Genomic DNA, 26,749 nt, shown 5'->3' on the forward strand with positions numbered 1-26,749 from the left:
TATGGATGAATGCAACCATCATAGCGAAGGCGTGCCGGCGGCAGCGTCCCGTTAGCCTCAGGAAAAATCCTGCCGGGGCTTTCAGCGCCTGAGGCCTTCCTCCAGCATGGCCAGCATGTCCGCGGCATTCATCCGCGCCGCCATCTCGCTGCCGTCGAGCAGGCTATCGGCCAGTTCGCGCTTGTGCCCGTGCAGCTCGACGATGCCTTCCTCGATCGTGTGGCGCGCCACGAGGCGGTAGATCGTCACGGGGCGCTGCTGGCCCATCCGGTGCGCACGGTCCGATGCCTGGTCTTCCACGGCCGGGTTCCACCACGGGTCCATGTGGATCACGTAGTCGGCGGCCGTCAGGTTGATGCCCACGCCACCGGCCTTCAGGCTGATCAGGAACACGTCGCCCTCGCCGGCCTGGAAGGCATCGACCCGTGCCTTGCGGGCAGCCGGTGGCGTGGCCCCATCCAGGTACTGGTAGGCAATGCCTTGGCGGTCGAGGTGTTTGCGGATCAGGCCCAGGTGGTCGACGAACTGGCTGAACACCAGCACCTTGTGCCGGTTTTCCAGCAGGCTCGCCAGCAGATCGGCGAAGGCGGCAAGCTTGCTGCTGTCGAGTTTCAGTTCCGGTGCCACCAGGTTCGGGTTGCAGCAGGCGCGCCGCAGCTTCATGATCTCGGCCAGGATCTGGATCGACTTCTTGTCGGCCGGCGCATCGATGGATGCCAGCTTGTCCAGCGCTTCCCGGCGCAGCGATTCGTACAGCGCCGTCTCTTCCTTCGACAGGTCCACCTCCAGCACGATTTCCGTGCGCGCCGGCAGCTCGGCCAGCACCTGTGCCTTCGTGCGGCGCAGGATGAAGGGCCCGATCAGGCGGCGCAGCCGGTTGCGCGCACCCACTTCGGCCTTGCGGTCCTGCTGGCGCTCGATCGGGCCGGCAAAGCGCAGGTTGAACTGGTCGAGCGATCCGAGCAGGCCCGGATTGATGAAGCGGAACAGGTTCCACAATTCGCCCAAGTGGTTTTCCAATGGCGTGCCCGTGCACGCCATGCGGAAGTCGCCCGACAGCGCCATCACGGCCTGCGAGCGTTTGGTGGCCGCGTTCTTGATGGCCTGCGCCTCGTCGAGCACGATGGTATGCCAGCGCTGTTTGGTAAAACGTTCCGATTCCAGCTGCAGCAGCCCATAGCTGGCGATGACCAGGTCGAACGGCCCGGCGCTGTCGATCATTTCGGCGCGATCGCCGGCGCCGAACAGCTTCACGTTCAGCGTGGGCGCGAAACGGGCCGCTTCGCTGGCCCAGTTCAGGCACACGGAAGTGGGCGCAACGACGAGCGCCGGGCCTTGCGGGGCGCGCAGCAGCAGCAGGGCCAGCGCCTGCACGGTCTTGCCCAGGCCCATGTCGTCCGCCAGGCAGGCGCCCACGCCCCAGTGCGCGAGCCGCGCCAGCCATTCAAAGCCTTCGCGCTGGTAGTCGCGCAGCTCGGCCTGCAGGGTGGAGGGAAGCTGCGGCTGGTACTCGGCCTGCGCGGCGATGCGGGCGATATGCTCGCGCCACAGCCGGTCCGCTTCGAGGCCGCCCACTTCGCCGGCCAGCTCCTCCAGCACGAAGGCCGCCAGCTGGTGGACCCTTGCGCCGGCATCGTCATCCTCGCCATAGGCATCGAGTTCCGACAGGCGCCGGTACAGTTCTTCGGACAGCGCCAGGAACTGCTTGTCCTTCAATTCGATGAAGCGGCTCTTGCCGGCGCGGATCAGGTCGAGCAGCGAGCGCAGGTCCATCACGCGGTCCTCGTCCACCTGCAACTGGCCGCTGACGGCGAACCAGTCCTTCTTGCTCTTGATCGACAGTTTCAGCTGCTTCGTGTGGATGGGCGGCGTGATCCGGAACTTTTCGCCGTCCGGCCAGCCGACCACCACGCGTTCCGGTCCCAGCTCCTGCAATTCGGCCAGCAGCTGCAGGCACAGCGCGGGCTGGCCGAGCAGCCATTCGCCATGTTCCTGCTCGGCTCCTTCGAGCGCCGTGCATTTCAATACCAGCTGGCGCTCCGCGTCACGCTCGCCGGCCAGGTTGCGGCGCACCTGCACCGGCTTGCCGCCGACATCCGTGATGACGGTTTCGGCCCCCGCGCCGGGCGCATAGTAGGGGCCCGCGTCGGGCAAGGGGCGCACCTGCACTTGCATCCGCAAGCCTTGCTGGTAGGGCAGCAGGTGCACGTGCAGGCGGATATCGGGATCGACGGCGCCGGCGGCGGCCGTACCGCCGCCGATGTCCGACTGCACGGTGACGCTGGTGGCCACCGTGCCGATCGCTTTCAGTACCTGTTCCTTCGCATGCAGCGGCACCGTGAGGCCATCGCCGACGATGGCGGCGATGCGCCGGTGCTCGTCGTTGACGGCCACCACGCGGATGCGGTTCGGCGCCTCGCGCAGCGCGACCGTCCGGTCGGCGGTCGAAAGATTCGGGTGCAGCGACAGGTGCAGCTTGCCCTTGCGTTCCTGTACCAGCAGTTCGGGCTCGCCGCCCGTGATTTCCACGCGCGTGTCCGGCGCATCCATCCAGAACACCAGCGGGTGGCCGACGAGCGCCGGCAGGGCGTCGGTCGGATCGATGTCGTAGCGCAGGCCGGACGAATAAGCCTGCCGCGACGGCGCGATGTGCGTGCTCAGGCGAATATCCTGCGGCGTCAGGAAATCCAGTTCCGCCGCATCCTCGGAGAGCCGCTTCAATGCGATGGGGCGGCCATTGCTCCACTGGCCCTTGGCGCTGCGCTTCTGTTCGCGCGGTTCGAGTTCGTTGATGCCCGACCGGTCGCTCCAGGTGATCATCCACACCAGGCGCGTCTCGCCCGCCGCGGCCGGTGCCTGCTGGTGCAGGTTGATCAGCGCATCGAGCTGGCGCTGCCAGCCTTCCTGCCGTTCGAACCACGTTGCCATGTCCGGCAGGCCGAGCGTTCCCAGCATGTCGTTGGCGCGCGCTTCGGCCCTTTCGTCGCCAAGGTGCCCGAGCAGGCTTTCCGCCTGCGCGGCGAGCAGGATGTAGCCGGCGGCACCGGCGTCCTGCGCCAGGTCCTGCAACTCGGCGCGGCGCTGTTCCAGCTGCGGCAGGCCGAGCCACCAGTACACGAGTGCCTGGAACAGCTGCGCCTGCAACGGCGTATCCCAGGCACGGGCTGCCACCACTTCCGCCTGCAGGGTGCCGGCGCGCACCTGGCGCAGCATCGACAGCATGGTGTAGGTGCCGCTGTCCGGGTTCTGCTGCGCATGCACGGCGACATCGAGATAGCTCTCGGCCGTCTTCAGTGCTTTCGCATCGCCGGCGCGCAACAGCGCCAGCACGTACAGGTAGCCGCCGAAACCGGCGAATACCTGCTTGCGCTTGCCGGTCTCGCGGCGGATCGATTTCAATGCCCCTTCGAAGCCGGATACCGCATCGGTGACATGGCCGCGCAGCAGCATCAGCGTGCTGGCGTAGAACAGCGCCCACGGGCTCTTTACCACTTCCAGGTAGGCGACGGCCTGGAGCAGGTTGCCGCACAGGATCGCATCCTCGCCCATCACCAGCCGTAATCCGTCCGATACGTCCTGCCGGCGCCGTTCGAAGTGCCGCTCCGCGGCGCCGCGCACGTGCGGTGCCAGCGCCGGTTCGCGCTGCGCATGCTGGAGCAGCATCATCAGGATGTCGTCCTGCATCGACGGGTGCACGAGCAGCAGCATGCCGGCCTCGAACGGCCGCGCGAAGATGTCGACGATCGGGTGCAGTTGCGCCGCTTCATACGAGCGCAGGCAGGCGGCCAGCAGCGGCGCCACGTCCTGCGGCGGCTGGCCGCGCAGCAGTGCCATGCGCAACCGCGCCACGCCGTGCCGGTAGCTGCGCGGTTCCGGCGTGCCATCCCAGCTGCGGCGCATTGGCGTGAGCGTGTCGTAAGCCGTGTAGATATCGTCCAGCATGTGCGCGCCGATCGCGGCGCGGATCGCCGGCCAGCGCAGTTTCGCATTGCAGACGAACCCGCGGCCAACGACAAGGCTCGTGAATGCCAGGCGCTCCAGGCGGGCCAGCAGCTCGTTGCTGCGCACGCTGTCGTAGGCGCGGCCCTCGTCGTCGCGCAGCCCGAGATTGACCACGTGGTCGTGCACCGCCGACTTGCCCATCGGCTCGCCCACCAGGGCGAGGAGCGCCAGCACGGTCTTTTCGTTCGGATGCAGCGCGTCGAACTGATCCTGCAATGACTGGTCCTGCAATGCCCGGTCGTTCACGCGGCGTCGTCCAGATTATGGATGGCTACCGGTGCGGGAGCGGCAGCATCGTGCAGGCCGAACATGCGCTGGTAGAAATACAGCTCCGCTTCCAGCGTGCGCACGATCGATTCGCCCTTCCTGAAGCCATGGCCTTCACCTTCGAGTTCCACGTAGGCGACCGGCACGCCACGCTGGCGCAGTGCCGTCACCATCGTTTCCGACTGCTGCGGCGGCACCACCTTGTCGTCCAGGCCCTGGAAGAAGATCATCGGGCAGGCCAGCTTGTCCACGTGGTGGCTGGGCGAGCGTTCCAGGTACACCTGTCGCGCCTGCGGCTGCGGCGCGATCAGGTATTCGTTGTAGTGCGATTCGAACTTGTGCGAATCGTCGTCCAGGCCCTGCAGGTCGGACACGCCGTAGTAGCTGGCGCCCAGCTTGAACACGTCATGGAACGCCAGCGCGCACAGCGTGGTGTAACCGCCGGCGCTGCTGCCGCGGATGATCAGGCGCTCGCCGTCGGCACGGCCCTGCTCGACGAGCCAGCGCGCGCCGGCCACGCAATCCTCCACGTCGACCACGCCCCATTGCCCTTTCAGCGCGTCGCGGTAGGCGCGGCCGAAGCCGGTGCTGCCGCCGTAGTTCACGTCCAGCACGCCGAAACCGCGGCTGGTCCAGAACTGCGTGGCCAGCTTCAGCGTGCTGGCGGCCATGCCGGTCGGGCCGCCATGGCCGATCACGATCACCGGCGGCTTTTCATCGGCCGGCGCGGTCACGTCACGGTTGCACGGCGGGTAGAAGAACGCATGCGCGGTGCGGCCGTTGGCACTGGGGTAGCTGATGCTTTCGGGGGTGGACAGATAGCCATCGTCCGGCAGTGTCGTGATCGAGCGGACCAGTACCTGCAGTTCGCCGTTGGCCAGGTCGATGCGGGCGATTTCCGCCGGGATCGTGGGGCTGCCGCCCAGCAGCGCAATGAAGCCGTCGCCCGTGCGCAGCTCGCGGATCTCGTCATAGGGATTCGGGATCGCCTCGAGCCTGGCGCTGCCGATCACCAGCCGGGCCAGCTTGCTGACGCCCTTGTCGATATACGTGCAGGCGATTTCGTTGGCGGACAGGAAGCCGTACATCGAATTGCCGAAGGTCCAGTGGGGGCCGGCGAATTCCGCTTCCAGCGGGCAGATCGCCTGGCTCACGTCGCCGTGGCGGTACAGGTTCCACCAGCCGCTGCGGTCGGAAACGAAATACAGCCGGCCGTCCGGCGACCATTCGGGCTGGCAGATCGATTCTTCCGGCCCGCCCGCCACCAGGGCGGGCGCGGCGAGGCTGCCGTCGTCGCCGATGGCGGCCAGCCACAGTTCGGTGCCCTGCCATGGCATGCGCGGGTGGTCCCACGTCAGCCAGGCCAGTTGCCGGCCATCCGGCGACAGCCGTGGCGACGAGTAAAAGTCGTGGCCCTGCGCGAGCACGGTTTCGCTGCCATCGAAGCCGATCGCGCACAGGGTGTTTTCCGGCTGGGCGTGGGAGGCGGGATCGTCCGGATGCCGCTCGCGCACGGCGACCAGCCGGTTGCGGGCGCGGTCGACGATGAAATCGGCAAAACGCTGCCTGCCCTCGGCCGTGAACGCCACGGGCGGCGCGTCGCCATCCTTCCGGTACAGCCGGTTGTCGCCCGCATGGGAAAAGAACACCGTATCGCCCTCCACGGCGTAGGCGCCACCACCGTATTCATGCACGCGCGTGCGCACGTTCAGCGGCAGGGGCGTCAGTTCGTCCACCCGTTCGGTTCGCAGCCGCTGCAAGGTGGTGCGGCCTGCTTCGCTGGCCCGGCCGGCCAGCCACAGGATATCCGTGCCGGCGATCGCCAGCGATGAAAGCGGGGTGGCGCCGGCGGCCACCATCGAGGCGCTGACCGGCGAAGGCCAGGTACCGTGGGAAGCGGTTTGCAAGGAGGTTTGAGCGGTCATTTCGGGGGCGAGTGAAAAGAACGGGGGGATGCGATAATACCCGCTTTCGTCCCGCATTTCATTGCCAGCCATGCCACAATTCGCCCCGCTCCAGAACGACACCTTCCTGCGTGCGCTCCTGCGCCAGCCGACCGATTACACCCCCGTGTGGCTGATGCGCCAGGCGGGCCGTTACTTGCCGGAATACAAGGCCACGCGGGCAAAAGCCGGCTCGTTCATGGGCCTTGCCACGAATCCCGATCTCGCCACGGAAGTCACGCTGCAGCCGATCGACCGCTACCCGCTGGATGCGGCAATCCTGTTTTCCGACATCCTGACGGTGCCCGACGCCATGGGCCTGGGCCTGTATTTCGTCGAGGGCGAAGGACCGAAATTCGAACGCCCCTTGCGCACCGAAGCCGACGTGCAGGCATTGCGCCTGCCCGAGCCCGGCTCGCTCGACTACGTCTTCAAGGCCGTGACACAGATCCGCACCACGCTGAACGGCCGCGTGCCGCTGATCGGCTTTTCCGGCAGTCCCTGGACGCTGGCGTGCTACATGGTGGAAGGGCAGGGCTCGCGCGAGTTCCACACGATCAAGAAAATGCTCTACAGCCGGCCAGACCTGATGCACCACATCCTCGATGTGAACGCGCGCGCGGTGGCCGAATACCTGAATGCGCAGATCGACGCCGGCGCCCAGGCGGTGATGATCTTCGATTCGTGGGGCGGCGCGCTGGCCGACGGGGCCTATCAACAGTTTTCGCTGCACTACATGCAGCGGGTGGTCGCGCAGCTCAAGCGCGAGCATGACGGCGCGCGGATCCCGGCGATCGTCTTCACGAAAGGCGGCGCGCACTGGGCGGAAGAAATCGCCGCCATCGGTGCCGATGCGATCGGGCTGGACTGGACGGCCGATATCGGCAAGGTACGTGCCGCGGTGGGCGACAAGGTCGCGCTGCAAGGCAATCTCGACCCGGCCATCCTGTTTGCCGGCGCCGAGCAGATCCAGGCCGAAGTGCGCCGCGTGCTCGATGCCTATGGCCCCCATACGACCGGCCATGTCTTCAACCTGGGCCACGGAATTTCCCAGTTCACGCCGCCCGAATCGGTGGCCGTGATGGTCGATACGGTGCATTCGCACAGCCGCAAGCTGCGTATCGGCGGCTGACGCCCGCAAATCCTGCGGCCATGGTGTGGAAACGGTTCACTTCCGCCGCGGCAAAGGGCTATCAGGCGCCTGACCCGCCATGGCCTGCACAGGCAAACCCGACTTATGCACAATTTTTCTGATTGCCAAAGCAAAAGGCAATCAGGAAAGCGTGGTAGTGGAAAAAAATCCAAGTGCTTGATTTGATTGGGTAAAATCCATCCTGAAAGTTAGGATGCTTTGCGATAAGTAAACCTTATCCCCCGCTCTGGCCGAGGTTGCGACATCATTCTCCACAAAGTTATCCACAAAAACTGTGGAAAAAAGGCAAAAGCGCTTAGTAAACCGCGACTTACCTTTTGTTCTGCTGCATTGCACGAATTTTAGGCAGGCAATAAGTTTTACTACAGCCGAGTCTGCTTGGTAAAATAACCGGTTCCGCGTGCCCCGGCGATCCCTTTCTGGGCCGATCAGGCAGATGAGCGAAGGCGACTTATGCACAGCAAGATTCCAAACTCGCGCGATTTCGCCGCTCTCGGAAGCTATTTTCAAGTCATTGATTTTAAAAAGAAAAAATTGTGAAATTTGGCGTTTCCATGCCTCATTATTGGGTTCGGAATGCGAGTTTCCGGCAATTACGGGTCCAATGTCCACAAAGTTATCCCCAGAATTTGTGGATAGTTCGCGGGTAATTTGATGCCTCATTGCATACTTCGTATCGCCCTCGACACGCCACTGCATGCCGTGTTCGATTACCGCTGGTCTGGCGCGGAAGCGGAACGGCCGCAGGTGGGTCACCTGGCCCTGGTGCCGTTCGGCACGCGCGAAGTGGTGGGCATCATCGTGGCCATCAGCGAAGCGTCCGAAGTCGCCGAGGAAAAACTCAAGGATGCGCTGGCGGTGCGCACGCAACTGGCACCGCTGCCGGCGCAATGGCTGGCACTGGCCGGCTTTGCGGCCGAGTATTACCAGCGCCCGCTGGGCGAAGTGGCGCTGCCGGGCGTCCCCAAGAATCTGCGGCTGTCCACCACCGTGGCGCTGGACCGGGCGATCAAGAAGCTGGCAAAGACAACCATCGGGCATGACCCGGTACCCGTCGGCATGCCGGTCCTGAATGCTGAACAGCAACAGGCGGCCGATGCGATCGGCGGCGCCGAAGGGTTCGCGCCGATGCTGCTGTATGGCGTGACGGGCAGCGGCAAGACGGAGGTCTACCTGCAAGCGTGCGCCCAGGTACTGGCGCGCGAGCCGGACGGTCAGATCCTCGTGCTCGTGCCTGAAATTAACCTGACGCCTCAGCTGGAAGGAAACATTCGTGCCCGTTTCCCCGGCGTCATGCTGGCCACCCTGCACAGCAGCCTTGCCGAAGGCGAGCGCATGCTGCACTGGCTGGCCGCCCACCAGGGCCAGGCCCGCATCGTGCTCGGCACGCGGCTGGCGATCCTCGCCTCGCTGCCGCAATTGAAGCTGATCGTCATCGACGAGGAGCACGACCCATCGTACAAGCAGCAGGAAGGCCTGCGCTATTCGGCGCGCGACCTGGCTGTGTGGCGTGCCTGGCAATTGAAGATTCCTGTCGTGCTGGGCTCGGCCACGCCATCGCTGGAAAGCTGGCACCACGCGCAATCGGGCCGCTACCGCAAGCTGGAACTGCGGGAACGGGCCGTGAAGCAGGCCGTGCTGCCGGCCGTCAAGCTCGTCAACATGGAACATGACAAGCCCGATGGCGGCGTGACGATGCAGTTGAAGGCCGCACTGCGCCAGCGGCTCGAACGGGGCGAGCAATCGCTGCTGTTCCTGAACCGGCGCGGCTATGCCCCGGTGATCTGCTGCGAGGCCTGCGGCTGGGTCAGCGATTGCCAGCGCTGCACGGCATTCATGGTGCTGCACAAGGGCGAGTTCAAGCTGCGTTGCCACCATTGCAGCCTGGAGATGCGCATCCCGCGCCATTGCCCCACGTGCGGCAACGTCGACCTGCAACCGCTGGGCCGCGGCACCCAGCGCATCGAGGAAAACCTGCGCGAGTGGTTCCCCGCGGCGCGCATCCTGCGCATCGATGCCGACTCCACCCGCCGCAAGGGCAGTGCCCAGGAAGCATTCGACACCGTGCACCGCGGCGACGTCGACATCCTGATCGGCACGCAAATGGTCGCCAAGGGGCATGACTTCAAGAAGCTCACCCTGGTCGGCATCCTGAACCCGGATACGGCGTTGTTCTCGCAGGATTACCGCGCCAGCGAGCGGCTGTTCGCGCAACTGATGCAGGTGGCGGGCCGTGCCGGCCGCACCGCGCAGGCCGAAGGCGGCAGCGCCAGCGAGGTGCTGGTGCAAACGCGTTATCCGGAGCACCCGCTGTACGGCGCGCTGGTCAGGCACGATTACGACCGCTTCGCCGGCGCATTGCTGGCCGAGCGCGGGCAGGCCGGCCTGCCGCCTTACCTGTACCAGGCGATGCTGCGCGCCGAGGCACCGGAACTGGCGAAGGCGATCGGCTTCCTGCAGGCGGCGCGCGACTGCATGCAGGCGGACACCATTGCGGAAGGCATCACGATCAATGAACCGATCCCGATGAGCATGACACGGGTCTACAACGTGGACCGCGCGCAATTGCTGGTGGAATCGCCCTCGCGGCCTGCCTTGCAGGCGTTCCTGAAGGAGTGGATGGCCCGGTTGCGCGACATGAAGTCGCGTGTCAAATGGTCGCTGGAAGTGGATCCGGTCGATATCTGACCTTCTTCACCGGGGCGGCTTGTGGTGTACGATGCCGTCAGATTTCCTGGAGAACATCATGAACACGATTCGTTGCGACGTGGCCGTCATCGGCGCGGGCACGGCCGGCCTGTCCGCCTACCGCGCCGCCCGCGCGGCCGGCAAGCACGCGGTGCTGATCGAAGGCGGGCCGTATGGCACCACCTGTGCAAGGGTGGGCTGCATGCCCAGCAAGCTGCTGATCTCCGCGGCCGAGGCCGCGCACGCGCTGCATGCGGCGCCAGGTTTTGGCGTGCATCCCGGCGCTGTGCGCATCGACGGCCCGGCCGTGATGGACCGCGTGCGCCGCGAGCGCGACCGCTTCGCCGGTTTCGTCGTCGAGAATGTCGAAGGCTTGCCGGCGGCGGACAAGATCCGCGGCTACGCGCGCTTCGCCGCGCCGGACCGCCTGCTGGTGGACGACCATACCGAGGTGCATGCCGAACGCATCGTCATCGCCACCGGGTCGACGCCGATCGTGCCCGAGGAATGGGCGCTGGCCGGGCCGCGCGTGATCCACAGCGATGCCGTGTTCGAATGGACCGACCTGCCGGCATCGGTGGCCGTCATCGGTACCGGCGTGATTGGCCTGGAACTGGGCCAGGCGCTGCACCGGCTCGGCGTGCGCGTGGCGTTGTACGCGCGCGGCAACAGCGTGGCGCAACTGAGCGACCCGGCCGTGCTGGCCGAGGCAAGCAGTGTGCTGAAGCGGGAGCTCGACATCCGCTTCCAGTCGCAGGTCGTGTCGGTGCGGCCGGATGGCGAGCAACTGGCGCTGACCACCCGCGATGGCGCCGGGAACGAGCAGCAGGAGCACTACGATTACGTGCTGGTGGCGATCGGCCGCGTGCCGAACGTGCAGGCGTTGAAGCTGGACCTGGCCGGCATCGAGCGCGACCGCCGCGGCGTGCCGCTGTACGACCGCACCACGATGCAGTGCGGCACCAGCCCGATCTTCATCGCCGGCGATGCCAACGATGAACTGCCGCTGCTGCCGGAAGCGGCCGACCAGGGCAAGATCGCCGGTCACAATGCCGCGCTGTACCCCGACGTGCAGCCCGGCCTGCGTCGCACCCCGCTGGCGATCGCGTTCACCGAACCGCAGATCGCCACGCCGGGGGCCGGCTGGCGCGCATTGGCCCACAGCCACGAAGGCCGCTTCGCGGTCGGCGAGGTATCGTTCGGTAACCAGGGCCGCAGCCGGGTCATGTTGCAGAACCAGGGCATGCTGCGCGTGTACGGCGAATACGGCAGTGGCCGCTTCCTGGGTGCCGAGATGATCGGCCCACGTGCCGAGCACATCGGCCACCTGCTGGCGTGGGCCGTGCAGGCCGGGCTGACGGTGTCCGCCATGCTCGACATGCCGTTCTACCACCCGGTGGTCGAAGAAGGCGTGCGCACCGCGCTGCGCGATCTGGCCGAGGCATTGAAACACCCGCCGCCCGAGCCGGCACAGCCATGCCCCGACTGCACGCCGGGCACCTGATGGACTGGATTTAAAAACAACATGGTTTGATTTTCCCCAAAAGCAATTGCCGTTGCCTTGCCGTCTTGCTATAAACTATTGATATAAAGCAAAAGCAGACGGGCGTATGGCGTCTAAATTCATACGCGCAGGCAATATTGGGGGACATATGACGATTCGGCGACTGACCAGGAGCGATCTCCACGCTGGCGAAGCGCTCGCCTGGGATGTGTTCGGCGAAAATGGCGCGCTGCTGGTGCGCAAGGGTTACGTGCCCGTGTCGCAAACACAGGTGGACAGCCTCGCCGAGCGCGGCTTCGTCGACGGCGCGGCGCTGCACGGCACGGATGCGGCCGCCCCGCCGCCGTCGGTGCTGCGCCTGCTCAATCACGCGGTCGCCGAACTGGAACCGCTGCTGCACCGGATCGCCGCCGGCGGGGGCGGCGTGCAGGCCGAGCTGGAACAGGTTGCGCTGCTCGTCGCGCAAGCCGTGGAACTCAGTCCCGAAGTGGCTGCCGCCTGCATCCTGCATAACCAGCGCGCAGCGTCGTATGCGGTGCGGCATTGCATCGACACGGCCGTGGTGGCGCAGATCCTGGCCCGTGCGGTCAAGCGGCCGGCCGCCGAAATGCTGTCGATGACGCTGGCCGCGCTGACGATGAACGTGGCGCTGCTGCGCCTGCAGGACGAGCGCGGCACTCTCTCCGACGAGGAAAAGGCGCTCGTGCGCAGTCACCCGGAACGGGGCGTGGCGCTGCTGCGCCAGGCCGGCATCGGTGATCCTTTATGGCTCGATTGCGTGCTGTCGCACCATGAAAACGAGAATGGCAGCGGTTATCCGTGCGCGCTGGTGGGCGATGCGATCGCGGTGCCCGCCAAGCTGCTCGCGCTGGCCGACCGGTTCTGCGCCCGCGTGTCGGACCGGCCATTCCGCAAGCCGATGCTGCCGAACGCGGCGCTGCGCGACATCCTGCTCGATGCCCGGCATGCGCTCGATGCCCAGCTGGGCGCCGTGCTGATCCGCGAACTGGGCATTTATCCTGTCGGCACCTTCGTGCGCTTGCTGAACGGCGAAGTCGGCGTGGTCTCGCGCCGTGGCCTGAATTCGACCACGCCCTATGTGCAGACCTTCATCGGCCCGCGCGGCGCTCCGCTCGACGTGTTCCTGCAGCGTGACACGCGCGCCGACCTGTCCGCCATCCGCGACGTGCTCAGCGCCGACCAGGTCGATACCACGATCCGCATGGACCAGGTATGGGGCAGGGCGGCGCTGCCGTAGACTCCTGATGCGTCAGTTCAACGTGGCATCGAGCCGGCCTTCCTCGGCCAGCTCGCGCAGCACGCGGATCGTGTCGATATCCGATTCCTGGTAGGCGGAGCGGCGGAACTCGTCGAACATGGCGTTTTCCTCGTCTTCGCGCGCATTGTGCGCATCCTCGTATTCGAAGCGCACGAACAGGTGGTCCTGCCCATGCGATTCGATCGTCATCGTCAGGCTCGACTTGCTGATTTCGCCCTGCGCGGCCACTTCGTAGCGGATGCGGTTCGGGTATTCCAGCACCACGGTATCCTCGATCACCAGGTCCCCATAGCGCTGGGTACGCTTGAAGCCCTTGTCGCTGCGTTCACCGATGCGCACTTCGTCGAGATGCGGCACGAACAGCTTCGGCGACTCGGCGCGCAGCACCAGGCCACGCCAGAGCTGCTCGTGGGTGAGGGAGTCGATCAGCGGGTTCAGCGGATCGTTGATTTCTATCAGATGTTCGAATTTCATAGGTGCGCAAAAATGTCGTGAGCCGGATGCCACTATATTCCTCCAAAGCGGGAAATATCAATGCCGAGGCGGTACAATGGTCGGCTGTGCCTGCCCCATCCGCACTTTCACACCTGCTTTCAATCCTCTCTTCACCATGTCCAATGCACCCAGATTCGGCCTGAACGGGCCGCAAAGCGAAGCCGTGCTGTATCTCGACGGTCCTGCCCTCGTGCTGGCCGGCGCCGGTTCGGGCAAGACACGCGTGATCACGCAAAAGATCACGTACATGATCGAGGAACGGGGCTACGATCCCCGCACCATCGCCGCCCTCACGTTCACCAACAAGGCCGCGCTCGAGATGCAGGAGCGCGTTGCCAAGCTGCTCAAGCAGCCCAAGCAGGCCAAGCAGCTCACCGTGTCCACCTTCCACTCGCTGGGCGTGAAGATCCTGCGCCAGGAAGCGAACCACCTGGGCCTGAAGGACCGCTTTTCCATCATGGACAGCGACGATTGCTATTCGCTGGTGCAGGACATGGCGCTTACCACCGACAAGGGATTGATCCGCCGCATCCAGAACGACATCTCGCTGTGGAAGAACGGCCTGGTGACGCCGGAACTGGCGATCCGCAACGCCAAGGATGAAGACGAGGCGCAGTCGGCGCGCATCTACGCCAGCTATGTGAGCACGCTGTCGGCCTACCAGGCGGTCGATTTCGACGACCTGATCCGACTGCCGGTGGAACTGTTCCGCGACAATGACCAGGTGCGCGACAAGTGGCAGCGCCGGCTGCGCTACCTGCTGGTCGACGAATACCAGGACACCAACACCTGCCAGTACGAGCTGCTGAAACTGATGGTCACCGGGATCGGCAAGAAACCCATGTTTACCGCGGTGGGCGACGATGACCAGGCGATCTACGCGTGGCGCGGCGCCTCGGTGGAAAACCTCGCCAACCTGCAGGTCGATTTCCCCGATCTCCGCCTGATCAAGCTGGAGCAGAATTACCGCTCCACCACGCGCATCCTGCAGGCGGCCAATGCCGTCATCGCGAACAACCCGAAGCTGTTTGAAAAGGCGCTGTGGTCCGAGCACGGCCTGGGCGAGCCGATCAAGGTGCACGCGATGGCCAACGACGAGCAGGAAGCCGACCAGGTGGCGATCATGATCTCGGCCGACCATTTCGAGCGCCGCAACAAGTGGTCCGATTACGCGATCCTGTACCGCGGCAACCACCAGGCCCGCATCATCGAGCAGGCGCTGCGCAACCAGCGCATTCCGTACACGATCTCGGGAGGCCAGAGCTTCTTCGACAAGGCCGAGATCAAGGACATCATCGCCTACCTGCGCCTGCTGGCGAACCAGGATGACGACCCCGCCTTCATCCGCGCCGTGACCACGCCGCGCCGCGGCATCGGCCAGTCCACGCTGGAAGTGCTGGGCGCGTTCTCCGGCCAGTGGCAATGCTCGCTGTTCGAAGCCGTGTTCAAGGGCGGTATCGAGGCAAAGCTGACGGACCGCCAGTTGCAGCCGCTGCGCGACTTCTGCAACTTCATCAACGACCTGGAATCGCGCGCAAGCCGCCCGGGCCAGGCCGGTAGCGGCGACAATGCCGCCCAGGTGCTGGACGACATGATGGAGGCGATCCACTACGAGCACTACCTGTACGACACGCTCGAGGAACGGGCAGCGCAGAGCCGGTGGCAGAACGTGCTCGATTTCATGGGTTGGCTGAAGGACCGTGGCCGCGGCGGCAAGGACCGCGATGGCGAGGAAAAGAACGTGCTCGAGCTGACGCAGATGGTGGCGCTGATGTCGATGCTGGAGGGGAAGGACGAAGACCTGGATTCGATCCGCATGTCCACGCTGCACGCGTCGAAAGGCCTGGAGTATCCGCACGTGTTCCTGGTCGGGGTGGAAGAAGGCATCCTGCCGCACAAGGGCGACCCGGACGCGCCCGTGGAAACCCTGGCCCAGCGCATCGAGGAAGAACGGCGGTTGATGTATGTGGGCATCACGCGGGCGCAGCGCACGCTGCAGCTCACATGGTGCAAGAAAAGAAAGCGCGCCGGCGAGCAGGTGCATTGCGACGTTTCCCGCTTCATCGCCGAGATGCAGCTCGACGTGGGCGATGCGCCACCAAAGGAAAGCGAAGTGATCTCGCCGCGCGAACGCCTGGCCCGCATGAAGGAATTGCTGGCCACCCCGAAAACAAAGGAAATCACGTGAACACCGAAGAACAGATCGACGCGCGTTTCGTCGACATCGAAATCAAGCTGGCCCACCAGGAAGACCTCGTCGAATCGCTGAACGCGCGCATCTACGAGCAGCAAAAGCAGATCGACCAGCTCGAGGCGATGGTTGCCCGGCTGATCGAACACATGCGCACGCGCGATACGACGCAGGCTCCGGTCAACGAACGGCCACCGCATTACTGATGGAGTCCGTCTCGATGGAGCGCTATCTCGCTTCCTCGGCGTGGATCGATGTCGACCACCCGCTGGTCAAGGCCCGGGCCGACGCGCTGGCGCACGGGAGTACCGGCATCGAAGACACGGTGCGCCGCTGCTTCGAGTTCGTGCGCGACGAGATCCGCCACAGCTGGGACTACAAACAAAACCCGGTTACCTGCCGCGCCTCGGACGTGCTGGCGCACGGCACCGGCTACTGCTACGCCAAGAGCCACCTGCTGGCCGCGCTGCTGCGCGCGAACGGCATCCCGGCGGGGCTGTGCTACCAGCGCCTCGCGGTCGGCACCGAAGGGCCGCCATTCTGCCTGCATGGCCTGAATGCGGTCTGGCTGCCCGAGCATGGGTGGTACCGCATCGATGCGCGCGGCAACAAGCAAGGCGTCGATGCCCGCTTCTCCCCGCCGGTCGAGCGGCTGGCGTTTCCCATCCTGGCGCGCGAGGAGCGCGACCTGCCCGAGATCTGGGCCGAACCGCTCGATGTGATCGTGGCTGCGCTGACCGGCCATGCCACCGTGGCGGACGTGGCGGCCAACCTGCCCGACATCGAACTGCTGCCGTCGCGGTAACGCTTCGAAACCCGGCGCCAGTGCCATTTCCTACACTTGCGCAGCGATGCCGGCAACTGGCGGGCGTTCAGCCCCGTGAAGTATGTGCGCATTGTCGCAATGGCAATGGGAAAGCGCATTGTAGTGCGCGTCCGTAGCGGGCGAAGCAAAACATGCTTCGCCATGATGCATCGATGCCCGGCCACGATCTGCCTGCGGCAGGCGTTCCGCAAACAATGATCATCGGCCAGCATCCCGCTTCCGTCGCGGGCGTGGGCACGCGTGGATCAAGCGGCTCAGGCGGCTGACCGCTCCGCGGCGGCCAGTTGCCGTCCCAGCCGCCGGCCCAGGCACAGCAGCGTGAGCGTGGGCGGCAAGCCCCAGGGCGCCGGCAGCACGGCGGCGTCGCACACATACAGGCCCGGCGTGCGGGTTTGCAGGCCGGTGTCGACCACGGTGCCGATCGGCGCGGTGCCGCCCGGGTGCGCGGCGAAGTGATGGCTGCTGAACACGTGCTTCGCACCGGCATGCCGCAGGACGTCGCGCGCGATGTCCACGCCGCGGCGCAGCTTTGCCTTGTCGGCCGCCGTCAGCGTCTTGTCCACCCAGCGCGGGCCCACGGCACCGCCGGCATCGTCGGCGATCTTGACCATGATCGACAGCGTGCGCGCGTGGGCGTGCAGCCGGTCGATACGGCCGACCTGCGCGGCAAAGGCGCTGTACATGGGCCGCGGCAGCGTGAGGTCGGCGAACGCGATGCCTTCGCCTGGCAGGGCCATCCCGGCGGCCATCGGCACTTCGGCGCCACCATCGAGATCGCCCACGCTGCCCATCACGGCCACCACCGGATCGCTGAAGAACGGCATCGTTTGCGGCGCCAGCCCCGAGTTGTGCAGCAGGCGCGGACTGCCGATGCCACCCGCGGCCAGCACCACGACCGGCGCGCGCACCGTGTGCGCCACGCCATCCACCGTGACTTCCACGCCGGCGGCGCTGCCCTGTTCCACGAGTACCCGTTCCACGCGGGCGTCCGCCACCATGTGCGCACCGTGCCGGCAGGCTTCGTCCAGGAAGTCGCGCGCGGTCCACTTGGCGCCGAACGGGCAGCCATACACGCAACGCCAGCAACCGGTGCGGCAGATGGCCGGCCGGATCATCTTGTCCAGCTTGTGCCAGCCCAGGCCGGCGCCCAGCGCGGCCGCCATGATGCGCTGCGCCATCGGCCCGATGAGCTCGTCGGGCAGGGGGCCGAGCGGCAACTCGGCGCGCAGTGCCCGTTCATCGTCGGCCAGGTCGATGCCGAGCTGGGCGATCGATGGGGGCGGCGACGCGGCGGTGGCGAAGTTGATCGTGGAACTGCCGCCCGCCGTGATGCCGCGCACCAGCAGCGATGCGTCGCGATGGAAGAACGCGCCCTTGCCGGGAACGGCCGCCATCGCCGCCATCTGCGTGAGCGTGCCGGCGACGGGCGCGGCGCCACCCCGTTCCAGAATCAGCACGCGCGCCCCGGCCGCGGCGAGCGTGCGCGCCGTGCTGGCGCCGCCGGGGCCGCTGCCGACGACGATTGCATCACAGCTTGCAGGTATGGTGGGAGGCATGGAGGGGTCCGGGAAAAGGACCGTCATGGTAGCACCCGCTGATAATGGTGGCTATTACCACAACGGCAATTTAAATTTCCTGTTGGTATATGATGGCGCCTGACAGGAGCAGCCCCATCATGAACCAGACCCTTCCGTTTCTGCAGCGGCTCGGCGTGGACGCCACGACCGACGAGCGTGCCATTCGCCGTGCCTATGCACGCGCACTGAAGCAGATCGACCAGGAACGCGATATCGAAGGATTCCAGCAATTACGCGAATCCTACGAGGCCGCGCTGGATTGGATCCGGCAGCCACATACCGCGCCCGAAGCACCAGACCCGTCTGTCCGGCCCAGTTACGGGCCGGTGCCGGTCGCCGTCGTCCAGCGCATGCCGCAGTCCGCCGCGCCGGATGAGGTACCGGCTGCGCTGTCATGCTTCGATACCGCTTTCGACCGCCTGTGCGCGGCCGGCATGCCGGTGCTCGAGGCCGTCGTCGACCTGTTGCGCGGCAGCCTCGCGGACGAGGCGCTTGAAAGCCTGGCGGCGCGCGATCGCTTCGAAGGGCACATGGTGCGCCGGCTGGCGGCAGGCTGGCAGTCCGGCCATGAAGTGTTGTTCCCCGCCGCGTGCACGGTGTTCGGCTGGTCCGGCGATCCCGGCCGGCTGCGCCAGTTCGGAAACGAGGGACGTTTCCTGGATCAGGCCATCGAACAGCGCATGGCGTTCGACACACAGGATACGGTGGCCATTCGCACCCAGCGCCAGCTCATCGCGCGCATGCGCGAGCCTGGGTTGCCGGACAAGACCGATATGCTGCATTTCTTCGCCAGCTTCGAGCGCCTGTCGTTCTATCTGCCAGCGTGGCTGCATATCGTGGCACCGCGCGACAGCGTGCCGCGCTGGCGTCAGTGTTACGACAGCCTGGGCAGGGAGCCTGGCAGCTCGTTCGCCATCGAACCGCGTATCGATGGCGTCAAGAAGAGCAGTTTCAGCTGGCTGTGGCTGCTGCTGGTGCCGGTACTGATCAAGATATTCATGGGGATGCTGGCGCCGGAGAGATACGAGGCACCGTTCGCCGCGCCGCCGTTCGCCGCGTCGGGCACCCGGTCGGACACCCGGCTGGACGACGATTTCAGGGAGCGGATCCGCCAGCGCATCGATTACCACGTGCGGCCCGGTACGGTGCCGGTGTCCTTCGACGTCCACCTCGATGGCTTGGGCCGGGTGCGCAGGATCAGCATCATCCAGGCATCGGGCGATCCCGGATTCGACCACGCCGCCGAACAGGCGATCCACGATACGCCGCCATTCCCTGCCGGCGTCGCATCACCCGCCTACGTGTTCCTGGAGCCTCCAGCGCCCGTCCGGGGCAAACGGCCCGGTGGGTGACGCGGGCTCGGGCGCCTGCTAATATCCGCGTTCCCGCCCGCCATCCGACCGGCGTTCCCGCAACGAAGCCGGCGACGATCTCGCCGGCGGCGACCGGTTATTCGAAAGAGGATATGACCCCACCACGAATGCTCGTTCTCGCGGCCAGCCTTGCGCTGGCCCTCATCCCCGCAGTGCACGCCGCGCCGGCCGCGCAAGCCGCCGCTCCCGAGGTGACCACGATGAATCCCCTGCTCAAAGCCAGCACGCTGCCGCTGCACTATCCACGGTTCGACCAGATCCGCAACGAGCATTTCCTGCCCGCGTTCCAGGCCGGCATGGCCGAACAGTTGAAGGAAATCGACCGCATCGCCGGCAACAAGGCGGCCCCCACGTTCGAGAACACGATCGTGGCGATGGAAAAGAGCGGCCAGCTGCTGCACCGCGTGCACAGCACGTTCTCGAACCTGGTGGGTGCGAACACGAACGACACGCTCGATGCCGTCGACCGCGAAATGTCACCGAAACTGGCCGCGCACAGCGATGCGATCCACCTGAACCCGCAACTGTTCAAGCGTGTCGACACCCTGTACGCGCAGCGCGGCAAGCTGGGCCTGGACGCCGAATCGACCTACCTGGTCGAGCGCTATCACGAGGACTTCGTGCTGGCCGGCGCGAAGCTGTCGGCGCAGGACAAGGAAAAACTGAAACGCCTGAATGGCGAGATCGCCTCGTTGCAGACAACGTTCACGCAGAACGTGCTGAAGGAAATCAACGCTTCCGCACTGGTGGTCGATACGCGCGAGGAACTGGCGGGCATGTCGGAAGCGGCCATCAATGCCGCCGCCAAGGCCGCTGAAGAGAAGGGCCACAAGGGCAAATTCCTGCTGGCGCTGCAGAACACCACCGGCCAGGCGCAACTGGCCGAGCTGACGAATCCGCAAGTGCGCGCACGCCTGATGGCGGCATCGCTGGCGCGCGGCAGCCGCGGCGGCGAGTTCGACAACCGCGAAGTCGTCAAGAAACTGGCCCGCCTGCGCGCCGAACAGGCCCGCCTGCTGGGCTATGAGAACTTTGCCGCCTATTCGCTGGCGAACCAGACGGCCAAGAACACGGCCAACGTCAACAAGCTGCTGGCCGAGCTGGCGAAACCGGCCGTCGACAACGCGCGCCGCGAAGGCGCCGACCTGGCGGCGATCGCCGGCACGTCCGTCACTGCCGCCGACTGGGATTTCTATACCGATAAAGTGCGCGCCCAGCGCTTTGCCTTCGACGAAAAACAGCTCAAGCCCTATTTCGAGCTGAACAGCGTGCTGGTCAACGGCGTGTTCCATGCGGCCACGAAGCTGTATGGCATCACGTTCAAGGAACGCAAGGACCTGCCCGTATATGACCCGGACGTGCGCGTGTTCGACGTGATCGATGCCGACGGCAAGCCGCTGGCGATCTTCCTGGCCGACCTGTATGCCCGCCCCAACAAGCAGGGTGGCGCTTGGATGAACGAATACGTGTCGCAATCGTCGCTGCTGGGCGAAAAGCCGGTGGTGGGCAACCACCAGAGCATTCCCAAGCCGCCGGCCGGCGAACCGACGCTGCTGACGTTCGACGAAGTAACGACGCTGTTCCACGAATTCGGCCATGCGCTGCACGGCATGTTCTCGAACGTGAAATACCCGCGCTTCTCGGGCACCAGCGTGCCGCGCGACTTCGTCGAATACCCGTCGCAGGTCAACGAGATGTGGGCCGTGTGGCCGGAAATCCTGGCCAACTACGCGAAGCACCACGAGACCGGCGCGGCGATGCCGAAGCAATTGCTGGACAAGATCACCGCGTCGCGCAAGTTCAACAAGGGCTTTGCCACCACCGAATACCTGGCCGCTTCGCTGCTGGACCAGAAATGGCACCAGTTGCAGCCCGACCAGGTGCCGGACGACGTGCTTGCGTTCGAAGCGGCCGCGCTGAAGGAAGCCGGCGTCGATTACGCCCTGGTCCCGCCGCGCTACCGCACCACCTACTTCTCGCACAGCTTCTCCGGCGGTTATTCGGCCGGCTACTACGCCTACCTTTGGGCCGAAAAGCTCGATGCCGAAAGCGTGTTGTGGTTCAAGGAAAACGGTGGCCTGCTGCGCAAGAACGGCGACTGGTTCCGCAAGACGCTGCTGTCGCGCGGCGGTACCGCCGATGCGATGGAACTGTTCCGTAACTTCCGCGGCCGCGATGCCGCCATCGGCCCGCTGCTGGAACGCCGCGGCCTGAATGTCCAGCCAACCAAGGAATGATGTTGAACTATCCGAAAATGATGATCTTGGCTGCGAGCCTCGCGGTCGCCGGCCTGGCACAGGCCGCGCTGCCTGCCACGAACCCGTTCGCCGCACCGAGCCCGCTGCCGCTGCATTACCCGCCATTCGACAGGATCGGCGACGCCGACTACGCGCCGGCGTTCGACGAGGGCATGAAGGAGCAGGCCGCCGAGATCGAAAGGATCGCCAGCAACAAGGCCGCGCCCACGTTCGAGAACACGATCGTGGCGATGGAGCGCACCGGCCGCCTGCTCAATCGCGTGTCGACCGTGTTCTACAGCCTGAACGGCGCGAACACGAACGACACGCTGCAGGCACTGGACCGTACGCTGGCACCGAAGCTTGCCGCCCACAGCGACGCAATGCTGTTGAACGCGAGAATGTACGCGCGCATCAAGGCGCTGTACGACAAGCGCGACAAGCTGAAACTCGACCCGGAATCGAAGTACCTGCTCGAGCGTTACCACACCGACTATGTGCGCGCCGGCGCGAAACTGTCGGCGGCGGACAAGGAAAAGCTCAAGGCGTACAACGCGAAGCTGGCCGGACTGCAGACGGCGTTTGCCCAGAACGTGCTGAAGGAAATGAACGCTTCCGCGCTCGTCGTCGACACGAAGGAAGAGCTGGACGGCATGTCCGACGCGGCCATCGTCAAGGCGGCCAATGACGCGAAGGCGCGCGGACTGGAAGGCAAGTACGCGATCCCGGTCGTGAACACCACCGGCCAGGCGCCGCTGTCGGTGCTGAAGAACCGCACCACGCGCGAGCGCCTGCTGGCCGCGTCGATGGCGCGCGGCAGCCGCGGCGGCGATTTCGACAACCGCGACCTGGTGCTGCAACTGGCGAAACTGCGCGCCGAACGGGCCGCGCTGCTGGGCTACGCCAGCCATGCCGCCTACCACCTGGAAGACCAGACGGCCAAGGACACCACGGCCGTGAATGCGCTGCTGGCCGAGTTCGCGCAGCCGGCGGTGCGCAACGCGCGCCGCGAAGCGGCCGACATCCAGAAGGTGATCGACGCTGAGCAGAAAGATAAGGACGGAGGCGGGTTCCAGCTGGCCGCGCACGACTGGCAGTTCTACGCGGACAAGGTCAGCAAGGAGCGCTATGCCTTCGACCAGAACGAGCTGAAACCGTATTTCGAGTTGAACAGCGTGCTGGAAAACGGCGTGTTCTTTGCCGCCAACAAGGTGTTCGGGCTGACGTTCAAGGAACGCAAGGACCTGCCCGTGTACCAGGCGGACGTGCGCGTGTGGGACGTGTTCGATGCCGACGGCAAGCAGCTCGCCATCTTCATCGGCGACTTCTATGCCCGCGGCAACAAACGCGGCGGCGCATGGATGAATGCCTATGTGGGCCAGAACAAGCTGCTCGGCACGCAGCCGGTCGTGGCCAACCACCTGAACATTCCCAAGCCGGCCAATGGCGAACCCACGCTGCTCACGTACGACGAGGTGCGCACGGCGTTCCATGAATTCGGCCACGCGCTGCATGGCATGTTCTCGAACGTGAAATACCCGCGCTTCTCGGGCACCCGCGTGCCGCGCGACTTCGTGGAATTCCCGTCGCAGGTCAACGAGATGTGGGCCACCTGGCCGGACATCCTGAACAACTACGCGCGGCACTACCAGAGCGGCGCGCCGATGCCGAAGGAATTGCTGGACAAGGTGCTGGCGGCGCAGAAGTTCAACGAAGGCCACCGCACCACCGAGTACCTGGCGGCTGCGATCCTCGACCAGAAATGGCACCAGCTGCAAGCCGGCCAGGTGCCCGCCGACGTGCTGGCGTTCGAAGCCCAGGCGCTCAAGGATGCCGGCGTCGACTTCGCCCCGGTGCCGCCGCGCTACCGTACCACGTACTTCTCGCACGTGTTCTCGGGCGGCTATTCGGCCGGCTACTACGGCTACCTGTGGGCCGAAAAGCTCGACGCCGACACCGTGAACTGGTTCAAGGAAAACGGCGGCCTGTCGCGCAAGAACGGCGACTGGTTCCGCCAGAAGCTGCTGTCGAAAGGCGGCACCATGGACGCGATGCAGATGTTCCGCGAATTCCGCGGCCGCGACGCGAAAGTCGAGCCGCTGCTCGAACGGCGCGGCCTGAACGACTAATCCCCAACGAAAACCGCGCCTCTCCAGCGCGGTTTTTTACGTCCTCTGCAACTGCTGAGCTGGTCGCTTTACAACACCTGTCAACCCAGGGACTGTCCCCTTTTTTGGGCAACTTTTCCCGGAAACGAGAGGCGCTCAATGCCGCGTGCCTTATCGCAGCACCAGACCATCTCATTTTCGGGAAGTGTTGCCAAAAAACGGGGACAGTCCCCGAATTTTGGCAACACCGAACTTCGGCAACACTTATGGGCCGGTGTCAGCCGGCCACGATCTTCCGGTTCGCGGCGCCCGGCAGCATGCGCAGGACCTTGCCGACCGATGCCGAATATGTCTTCGACTTGATGGTGTCGACGTAGCGGTATTCGGCGCGGGTTTCGGTGGGCGTGACCGTCAGTACCACGAAGCCGCGCGAGGCCGTTTCGGCGTATTGCAATGGGCCGATCAGCTGTTCCATGCCGGCGGCCACCATGGCCGGGGCGGCGGTGGGGAAGTAGCCCTCGAAGCCCGGCGACGTGACGGATGGCACGCCGAATTCCACGCCGACCGCCTGGCCGGTTGCATCGGCCAGGTCGCTGGCCCAGGCGTTGTGCGTGTCGCCAGCCAGCACGACAAGGTTCTTGTTCAGCGACCGCGCCATGTTCAATACGGTTTCGCGCGCGGCAGCGTAGCCGTCCCACGCGTCGAGGTTGTAGGGTACCGGCGCGGCGGCGAGCTGCTGCTGTTCCGTTTCGGAGAGCGCCACGCCGGCCTGCACCTTGGCTGCGATGGCGAAGTAGGCGGCGTAGCCCACGGTGCCCAGCACCATCGGGGCCGGCAGCATCATCCGCGCCATCAGCACCTGCTGGCCGAGGATTTGCCAGGTCGCCGTCGATTTCGACAGCTGGCCCTGCAGCCACGCGGTCTGCTCGGTGCCCATCAGCTGGCGCGCCGGATTCGTCACGTCCGCCGTGAACGCGGCACTGTTGAAGCTGCGGTCGGTGCCCACGTAGCCGGCATAGGCCAGCTGCTTGTCGCGGCCGATCACGCGCGTGTCGAGCATGTGCAGCGACAGCAGGTTGCCGAAGTCGAACGAGCGGTAGATGCGCTCGGGCCGTGCCGCGTCCGGCTGGCGGATCGGCATCCACTCGTGGTAAGCCTGGATCGCCATCTGGCGCCGCGCGGCCCACAGGCCCTCGGTGGCCGGATCGTGGTTTTCCGCACCGTCGCGCCACGTGTCGTTGGTCAGCTCATGGTCGTCCCACACGGTGATGAAGGGCATCTGCGCGTGCACGGCCTGCAGGTCCGGATCGGTGCGGTATTGCTGGTAGCGGCGGCGGTAATCGGTGAGGGTGATGATCTCGGTGGCCGGCTGCGACACGCGGCCCATCGCGGCGGCGTTCTGCGACGCATAACCGCCGGCCGCGTATTCGTAGATGTAGTCGCCCAGGTGCAGCCCCACGTCGATGTCGTCGAACTTCGCCGCGTCGCCGTAGACGTTGAAATAGCCGGCCGGGTAGTTCGAGCAGCTGAACACGGCGAATCGCGCCTGCGTGACGGAACCGGTCGGCAGCGTCTTCGTGCGGCCCACCGGCGAATCGATGCCCTGGCAGCGGAAGCGATAGTAATAGCGGCGGTTGGCGGACAGGCCTGTCGCGTCCACTTTCACCGTGAAGTCGCGCGCCGCGCCAGTGCGCGCGGTGCCGGACGCCACGACCTTCGCGAAGTCGCTGTCTTCCGCCACGGTCCAGCCCACGTCCAGGTCGTCCGCGCCGGCAGGCGCCGAGATACGCGTCCACAGGATCACGCGGTCGGTCAGCGGATCGCCGCTGGCCACGCCATGCGCATAGGTAATGCCCTCATGGGACGGATCGTCGTCGCCGCCACAGGCGCTCAGCGGGATGGCGGACAGGGCAATGGAGAAATTGCGGATGAACTTGCGACGTGCATTCGATTGGGTCATGGATGGCCATTGCCGAAAGTGAAAGACGGCGCATCTTAATTTGACAACATTACCCTCTCATGACATGCGATGTGCATGGCGGTGCGTACGGCTGAGCGGACGGTGTAGCGGCGGAAGAGCGAAACAGTGTATAAGTTCGCATCAGCGTCATTCGAGGAGAGAGGCATGGACAACAACCTGAAAGCATCGCTGCGCGAAGTGCATGCGGCCCTGGCAAGCGGGGCACCGGTGGACGAGGAGTTGCAGGACTTGCTGCGCCAGCTCGACGGCGATATCGAGCGCGTGCTGGAACAGCGCGCGGCGGACGGCGCCGTCAGCGACGAAGGCACTACCACCTACGGCCTGGCCGAGCGCACGCAGGAAATTTCGGCGAAGTTCGCGGCACGACACCCGGCGCTCGAGCCGACATTGCGCGAGCTCGGCCGTATCCTGGGCAATATGGGGATCTGACGGATCGACGGGGGATGAAACCCGGGCCCACTAGTGGGCCCGGGCAGGCAACGTTACGGAAACGCCACCATGGGCGGCTCTTCGCCGCCAAAATTGAAGTCGGGGTGCCGGTCGGCGATCATCGCTTCGACTTCGCGCACGCGCCGCACGGGCACGTCGACGATCATGAGCACCTGCCCCTGCTGCACGCGGTCCGTGAACTGTTCCAGGCGCTTGTTCGGGATCGCGCAACCATTCATGCCGGAAGCCCAGGCGCCGAACAGCGCGCCGCCCAGTGCCATCAGCAGGATCGTGGCCGTTCGCATCGACAATCCTTCCGGGGGCATCAGCACGAGGATGATGCCGGCCACGAGGCCGACGATGCCGCCGATCAGCGTGCCCACCTGCGCACCGTGGACCAGATCGGTTTTCAACATGAAATTGCAGCCGGGCATATCGTCCGGCAAGGCGCCCTCGCGGGCCAGGAAACGGATGTGCCGCTCCTCGATGCGTGCCAGCAGGAGTTCATCGAGCATCGCACGTGCGGATGGCATGTCGGGCAGCATGTAGTAGAGACGTCTTCGCATATTTTTCCTCCTCCTCACTGCTCCTTTCGTTATAGGCCGCTGCGGACGCATTGCAATGGCACACCGGATACTTTCCCGATAATTCCCTCTCTTACAACACAAGTTATTGAATAATAAAAGCTTTTTCAGT

The 26,749-nt window shown here is 65.4% G+C and carries 18 protein-coding genes; 11 read left to right on the forward strand and 7 right to left on the reverse strand.

All coding sequences use genetic code 11. From position 1 onward, the window contains the following. Positions 1 to 81: 81 nt before the first annotated feature. Positions 82 to 4,248, reverse strand: a complete 4,167-nt coding sequence (locus EWM63_RS14045) for a DEAD/DEAH box helicase (protein ID WP_229487888.1) — start codon at positions 4,246 to 4,248, stop codon at positions 82 to 84. Then, positions 4,245 to 6,194 carry a S9 family peptidase gene (locus EWM63_RS14050; protein ID WP_130187096.1) on the reverse strand — a complete coding sequence of 650 codons (1,950 nt, stop codon included), beginning with the start codon at positions 6,192 to 6,194 and terminating at the stop codon, positions 4,245 to 4,247. The genes EWM63_RS14045 and EWM63_RS14050 overlap by 4 nt, the downstream gene beginning before the upstream one ends. A 70-nt stretch (positions 6,195 to 6,264) precedes the next feature. Here EWM63_RS14050 and hemE point away from each other — a divergent pair, with 70 nt between their 5' ends. Next, the gene (gene hemE / locus EWM63_RS14055) at positions 6,265 to 7,344 is read left to right on the forward strand and encodes a uroporphyrinogen decarboxylase (RefSeq protein WP_130187097.1); all 1,080 of its coding nucleotides are present in this window, start codon (positions 6,265 to 6,267) and stop codon (positions 7,342 to 7,344) included. Positions 7,345 to 7,485: 141 nt separating this feature from the next. Here hemE and EWM63_RS14060 read toward each other — a convergent pair whose 3' ends face one another. Continuing rightward, complete coding sequence (locus tag EWM63_RS14060) at positions 7,486 to 8,028, reverse strand: hypothetical protein (RefSeq protein ID WP_130187098.1); 543 nt, start codon at positions 8,026 to 8,028, stop codon at positions 7,486 to 7,488. Here EWM63_RS14060 and EWM63_RS14065 point away from each other — a divergent pair. The 3 genes from EWM63_RS14065 (at position 8,020) to EWM63_RS14075 (ending at position 12,815) form a co-directional block, all read left to right on the forward strand. Beyond that, positions 8,020 to 10,053, forward strand: coding sequence for a primosomal protein N' (locus tag EWM63_RS14065; RefSeq protein ID WP_130187099.1), 2,034 nt, complete (start codon positions 8,020 to 8,022; stop codon positions 10,051 to 10,053). The two genes, EWM63_RS14060 and EWM63_RS14065, sit on opposite strands and share 9 nt — an antisense overlap. A gap of 58 nt (positions 10,054 to 10,111) precedes the next feature. Continuing rightward, on the forward strand, positions 10,112 to 11,557 hold the full coding sequence (locus EWM63_RS14070) for a dihydrolipoyl dehydrogenase (protein ID WP_130187100.1): 1,446 nt from the start codon (positions 10,112 to 10,114) through the stop codon (positions 11,555 to 11,557). A 148-nt stretch (positions 11,558 to 11,705) separates the two neighbouring features. After that, the gene (locus EWM63_RS14075) at positions 11,706 to 12,815 is read left to right on the forward strand and encodes an HD-GYP domain-containing protein (RefSeq protein ID WP_130187101.1); all 1,110 of its coding nucleotides are present in this window, start codon (positions 11,706 to 11,708) and stop codon (positions 12,813 to 12,815) included. Between the two features lie 12 nt (positions 12,816 to 12,827). Here EWM63_RS14075 and EWM63_RS14080 read toward each other — a convergent pair whose 3' ends face one another. After that, positions 12,828 to 13,310 (reverse strand): SRPBCC family protein, encoded by a 483-nt coding sequence (locus tag EWM63_RS14080; RefSeq protein ID WP_130187102.1) that lies wholly within the window; start codon positions 13,308 to 13,310, stop codon positions 12,828 to 12,830. 136 nt (positions 13,311 to 13,446) lie between these two features. Between EWM63_RS14080 and EWM63_RS14085 the strand changes: the two genes are divergently transcribed. Genes EWM63_RS14085 through EWM63_RS14095 form a run of 3 tightly spaced genes read left to right on the forward strand, consistent with a single transcriptional unit; the run spans position 13,447 to position 16,327 of the window. Then, the gene (locus tag EWM63_RS14085) at positions 13,447 to 15,519 is read left to right on the forward strand and encodes a UvrD-helicase domain-containing protein (RefSeq protein WP_130187103.1); all 2,073 of its coding nucleotides are present in this window, start codon (positions 13,447 to 13,449) and stop codon (positions 15,517 to 15,519) included. Beyond that, complete coding sequence (locus tag EWM63_RS14090) at positions 15,516 to 15,728, forward strand: SlyX family protein (protein ID WP_130187104.1); 213 nt, start codon at positions 15,516 to 15,518, stop codon at positions 15,726 to 15,728. The genes EWM63_RS14085 and EWM63_RS14090 overlap by 4 nt, the downstream gene beginning before the upstream one ends. Further along, positions 15,728 to 16,327 carry a transglutaminase-like domain-containing protein gene (locus EWM63_RS14095; protein ID WP_207221284.1) on the forward strand — a complete coding sequence of 200 codons (600 nt, stop codon included), beginning with the start codon at positions 15,728 to 15,730 and terminating at the stop codon, positions 16,325 to 16,327. Before EWM63_RS14090 ends, EWM63_RS14095 begins: the two co-directional genes overlap by 1 nt. A gap of 275 nt (positions 16,328 to 16,602) precedes the next feature. Here the strand turns inward: EWM63_RS14095 and EWM63_RS14100 are convergent, their stop codons facing one another. Continuing rightward, positions 16,603 to 17,904: a GMC family oxidoreductase N-terminal domain-containing protein gene (locus EWM63_RS14100; RefSeq protein WP_130187105.1), complete on the reverse strand. Its 1,302-nt coding sequence runs from the start codon at positions 17,902 to 17,904 to the stop codon at positions 16,603 to 16,605. Between the two features lie 119 nt (positions 17,905 to 18,023). Here EWM63_RS14100 and EWM63_RS14105 point away from each other — a divergent pair, with 119 nt between their 5' ends. The 3 genes from EWM63_RS14105 to EWM63_RS14115 all read left to right on the forward strand — a co-directional run bounded on the left by EWM63_RS14105 (position 18,024) and on the right by EWM63_RS14115 (position 23,664). Further along, entirely contained in the window at positions 18,024 to 19,277 is a 1,254-nt protein-coding gene (locus EWM63_RS14105) for an energy transducer TonB family protein (RefSeq protein WP_130187106.1), read from the forward strand. Positions 19,278 to 19,390: 113 nt separating this feature from the next. Next, positions 19,391 to 21,535 carry a M3 family metallopeptidase gene (locus EWM63_RS14110; protein ID WP_229487889.1) on the forward strand — a complete coding sequence of 715 codons (2,145 nt, stop codon included), beginning with the start codon at positions 19,391 to 19,393 and terminating at the stop codon, positions 21,533 to 21,535. A gap of 17 nt (positions 21,536 to 21,552) precedes the next feature. Continuing rightward, positions 21,553 to 23,664 carry a M3 family metallopeptidase gene (locus tag EWM63_RS14115; RefSeq protein WP_130187107.1) on the forward strand — a complete coding sequence of 704 codons (2,112 nt, stop codon included), beginning with the start codon at positions 21,553 to 21,555 and terminating at the stop codon, positions 23,662 to 23,664. A 256-nt stretch (positions 23,665 to 23,920) separates the two neighbouring features. Here EWM63_RS14115 and EWM63_RS14120 read toward each other — a convergent pair whose 3' ends face one another. After that, positions 23,921 to 25,603 carry an alkaline phosphatase D family protein gene (locus EWM63_RS14120; RefSeq protein ID WP_130187108.1) on the reverse strand — a complete coding sequence of 561 codons (1,683 nt, stop codon included), beginning with the start codon at positions 25,601 to 25,603 and terminating at the stop codon, positions 23,921 to 23,923. Between the two features lie 165 nt (positions 25,604 to 25,768). On the opposite strand from EWM63_RS14120, the gene EWM63_RS14125 reads away from it, so the two are divergent. After that, positions 25,769 to 26,053 carry a DUF4404 family protein gene (locus tag EWM63_RS14125; protein WP_130187109.1) on the forward strand — a complete coding sequence of 95 codons (285 nt, stop codon included), beginning with the start codon at positions 25,769 to 25,771 and terminating at the stop codon, positions 26,051 to 26,053. A 53-nt stretch (positions 26,054 to 26,106) separates the two neighbouring features. On the opposite strand, the gene EWM63_RS14130 is transcribed toward EWM63_RS14125, so the two are convergent. After that, the gene (locus EWM63_RS14130; RefSeq protein ID WP_229487890.1) at positions 26,107 to 26,619 is read right to left on the reverse strand and encodes a DUF1269 domain-containing protein; all 513 of its coding nucleotides are present in this window, start codon (positions 26,617 to 26,619) and stop codon (positions 26,107 to 26,109) included. Positions 26,620 to 26,749: the final 130 nt, after the last annotated feature.

The sequence above is a fragment of the Pseudoduganella lutea genome, assembly GCF_004209755.1.
GTDB lineage: Bacteria > Pseudomonadota > Gammaproteobacteria > Burkholderiales > Burkholderiaceae_D > Rugamonas > Rugamonas lutea.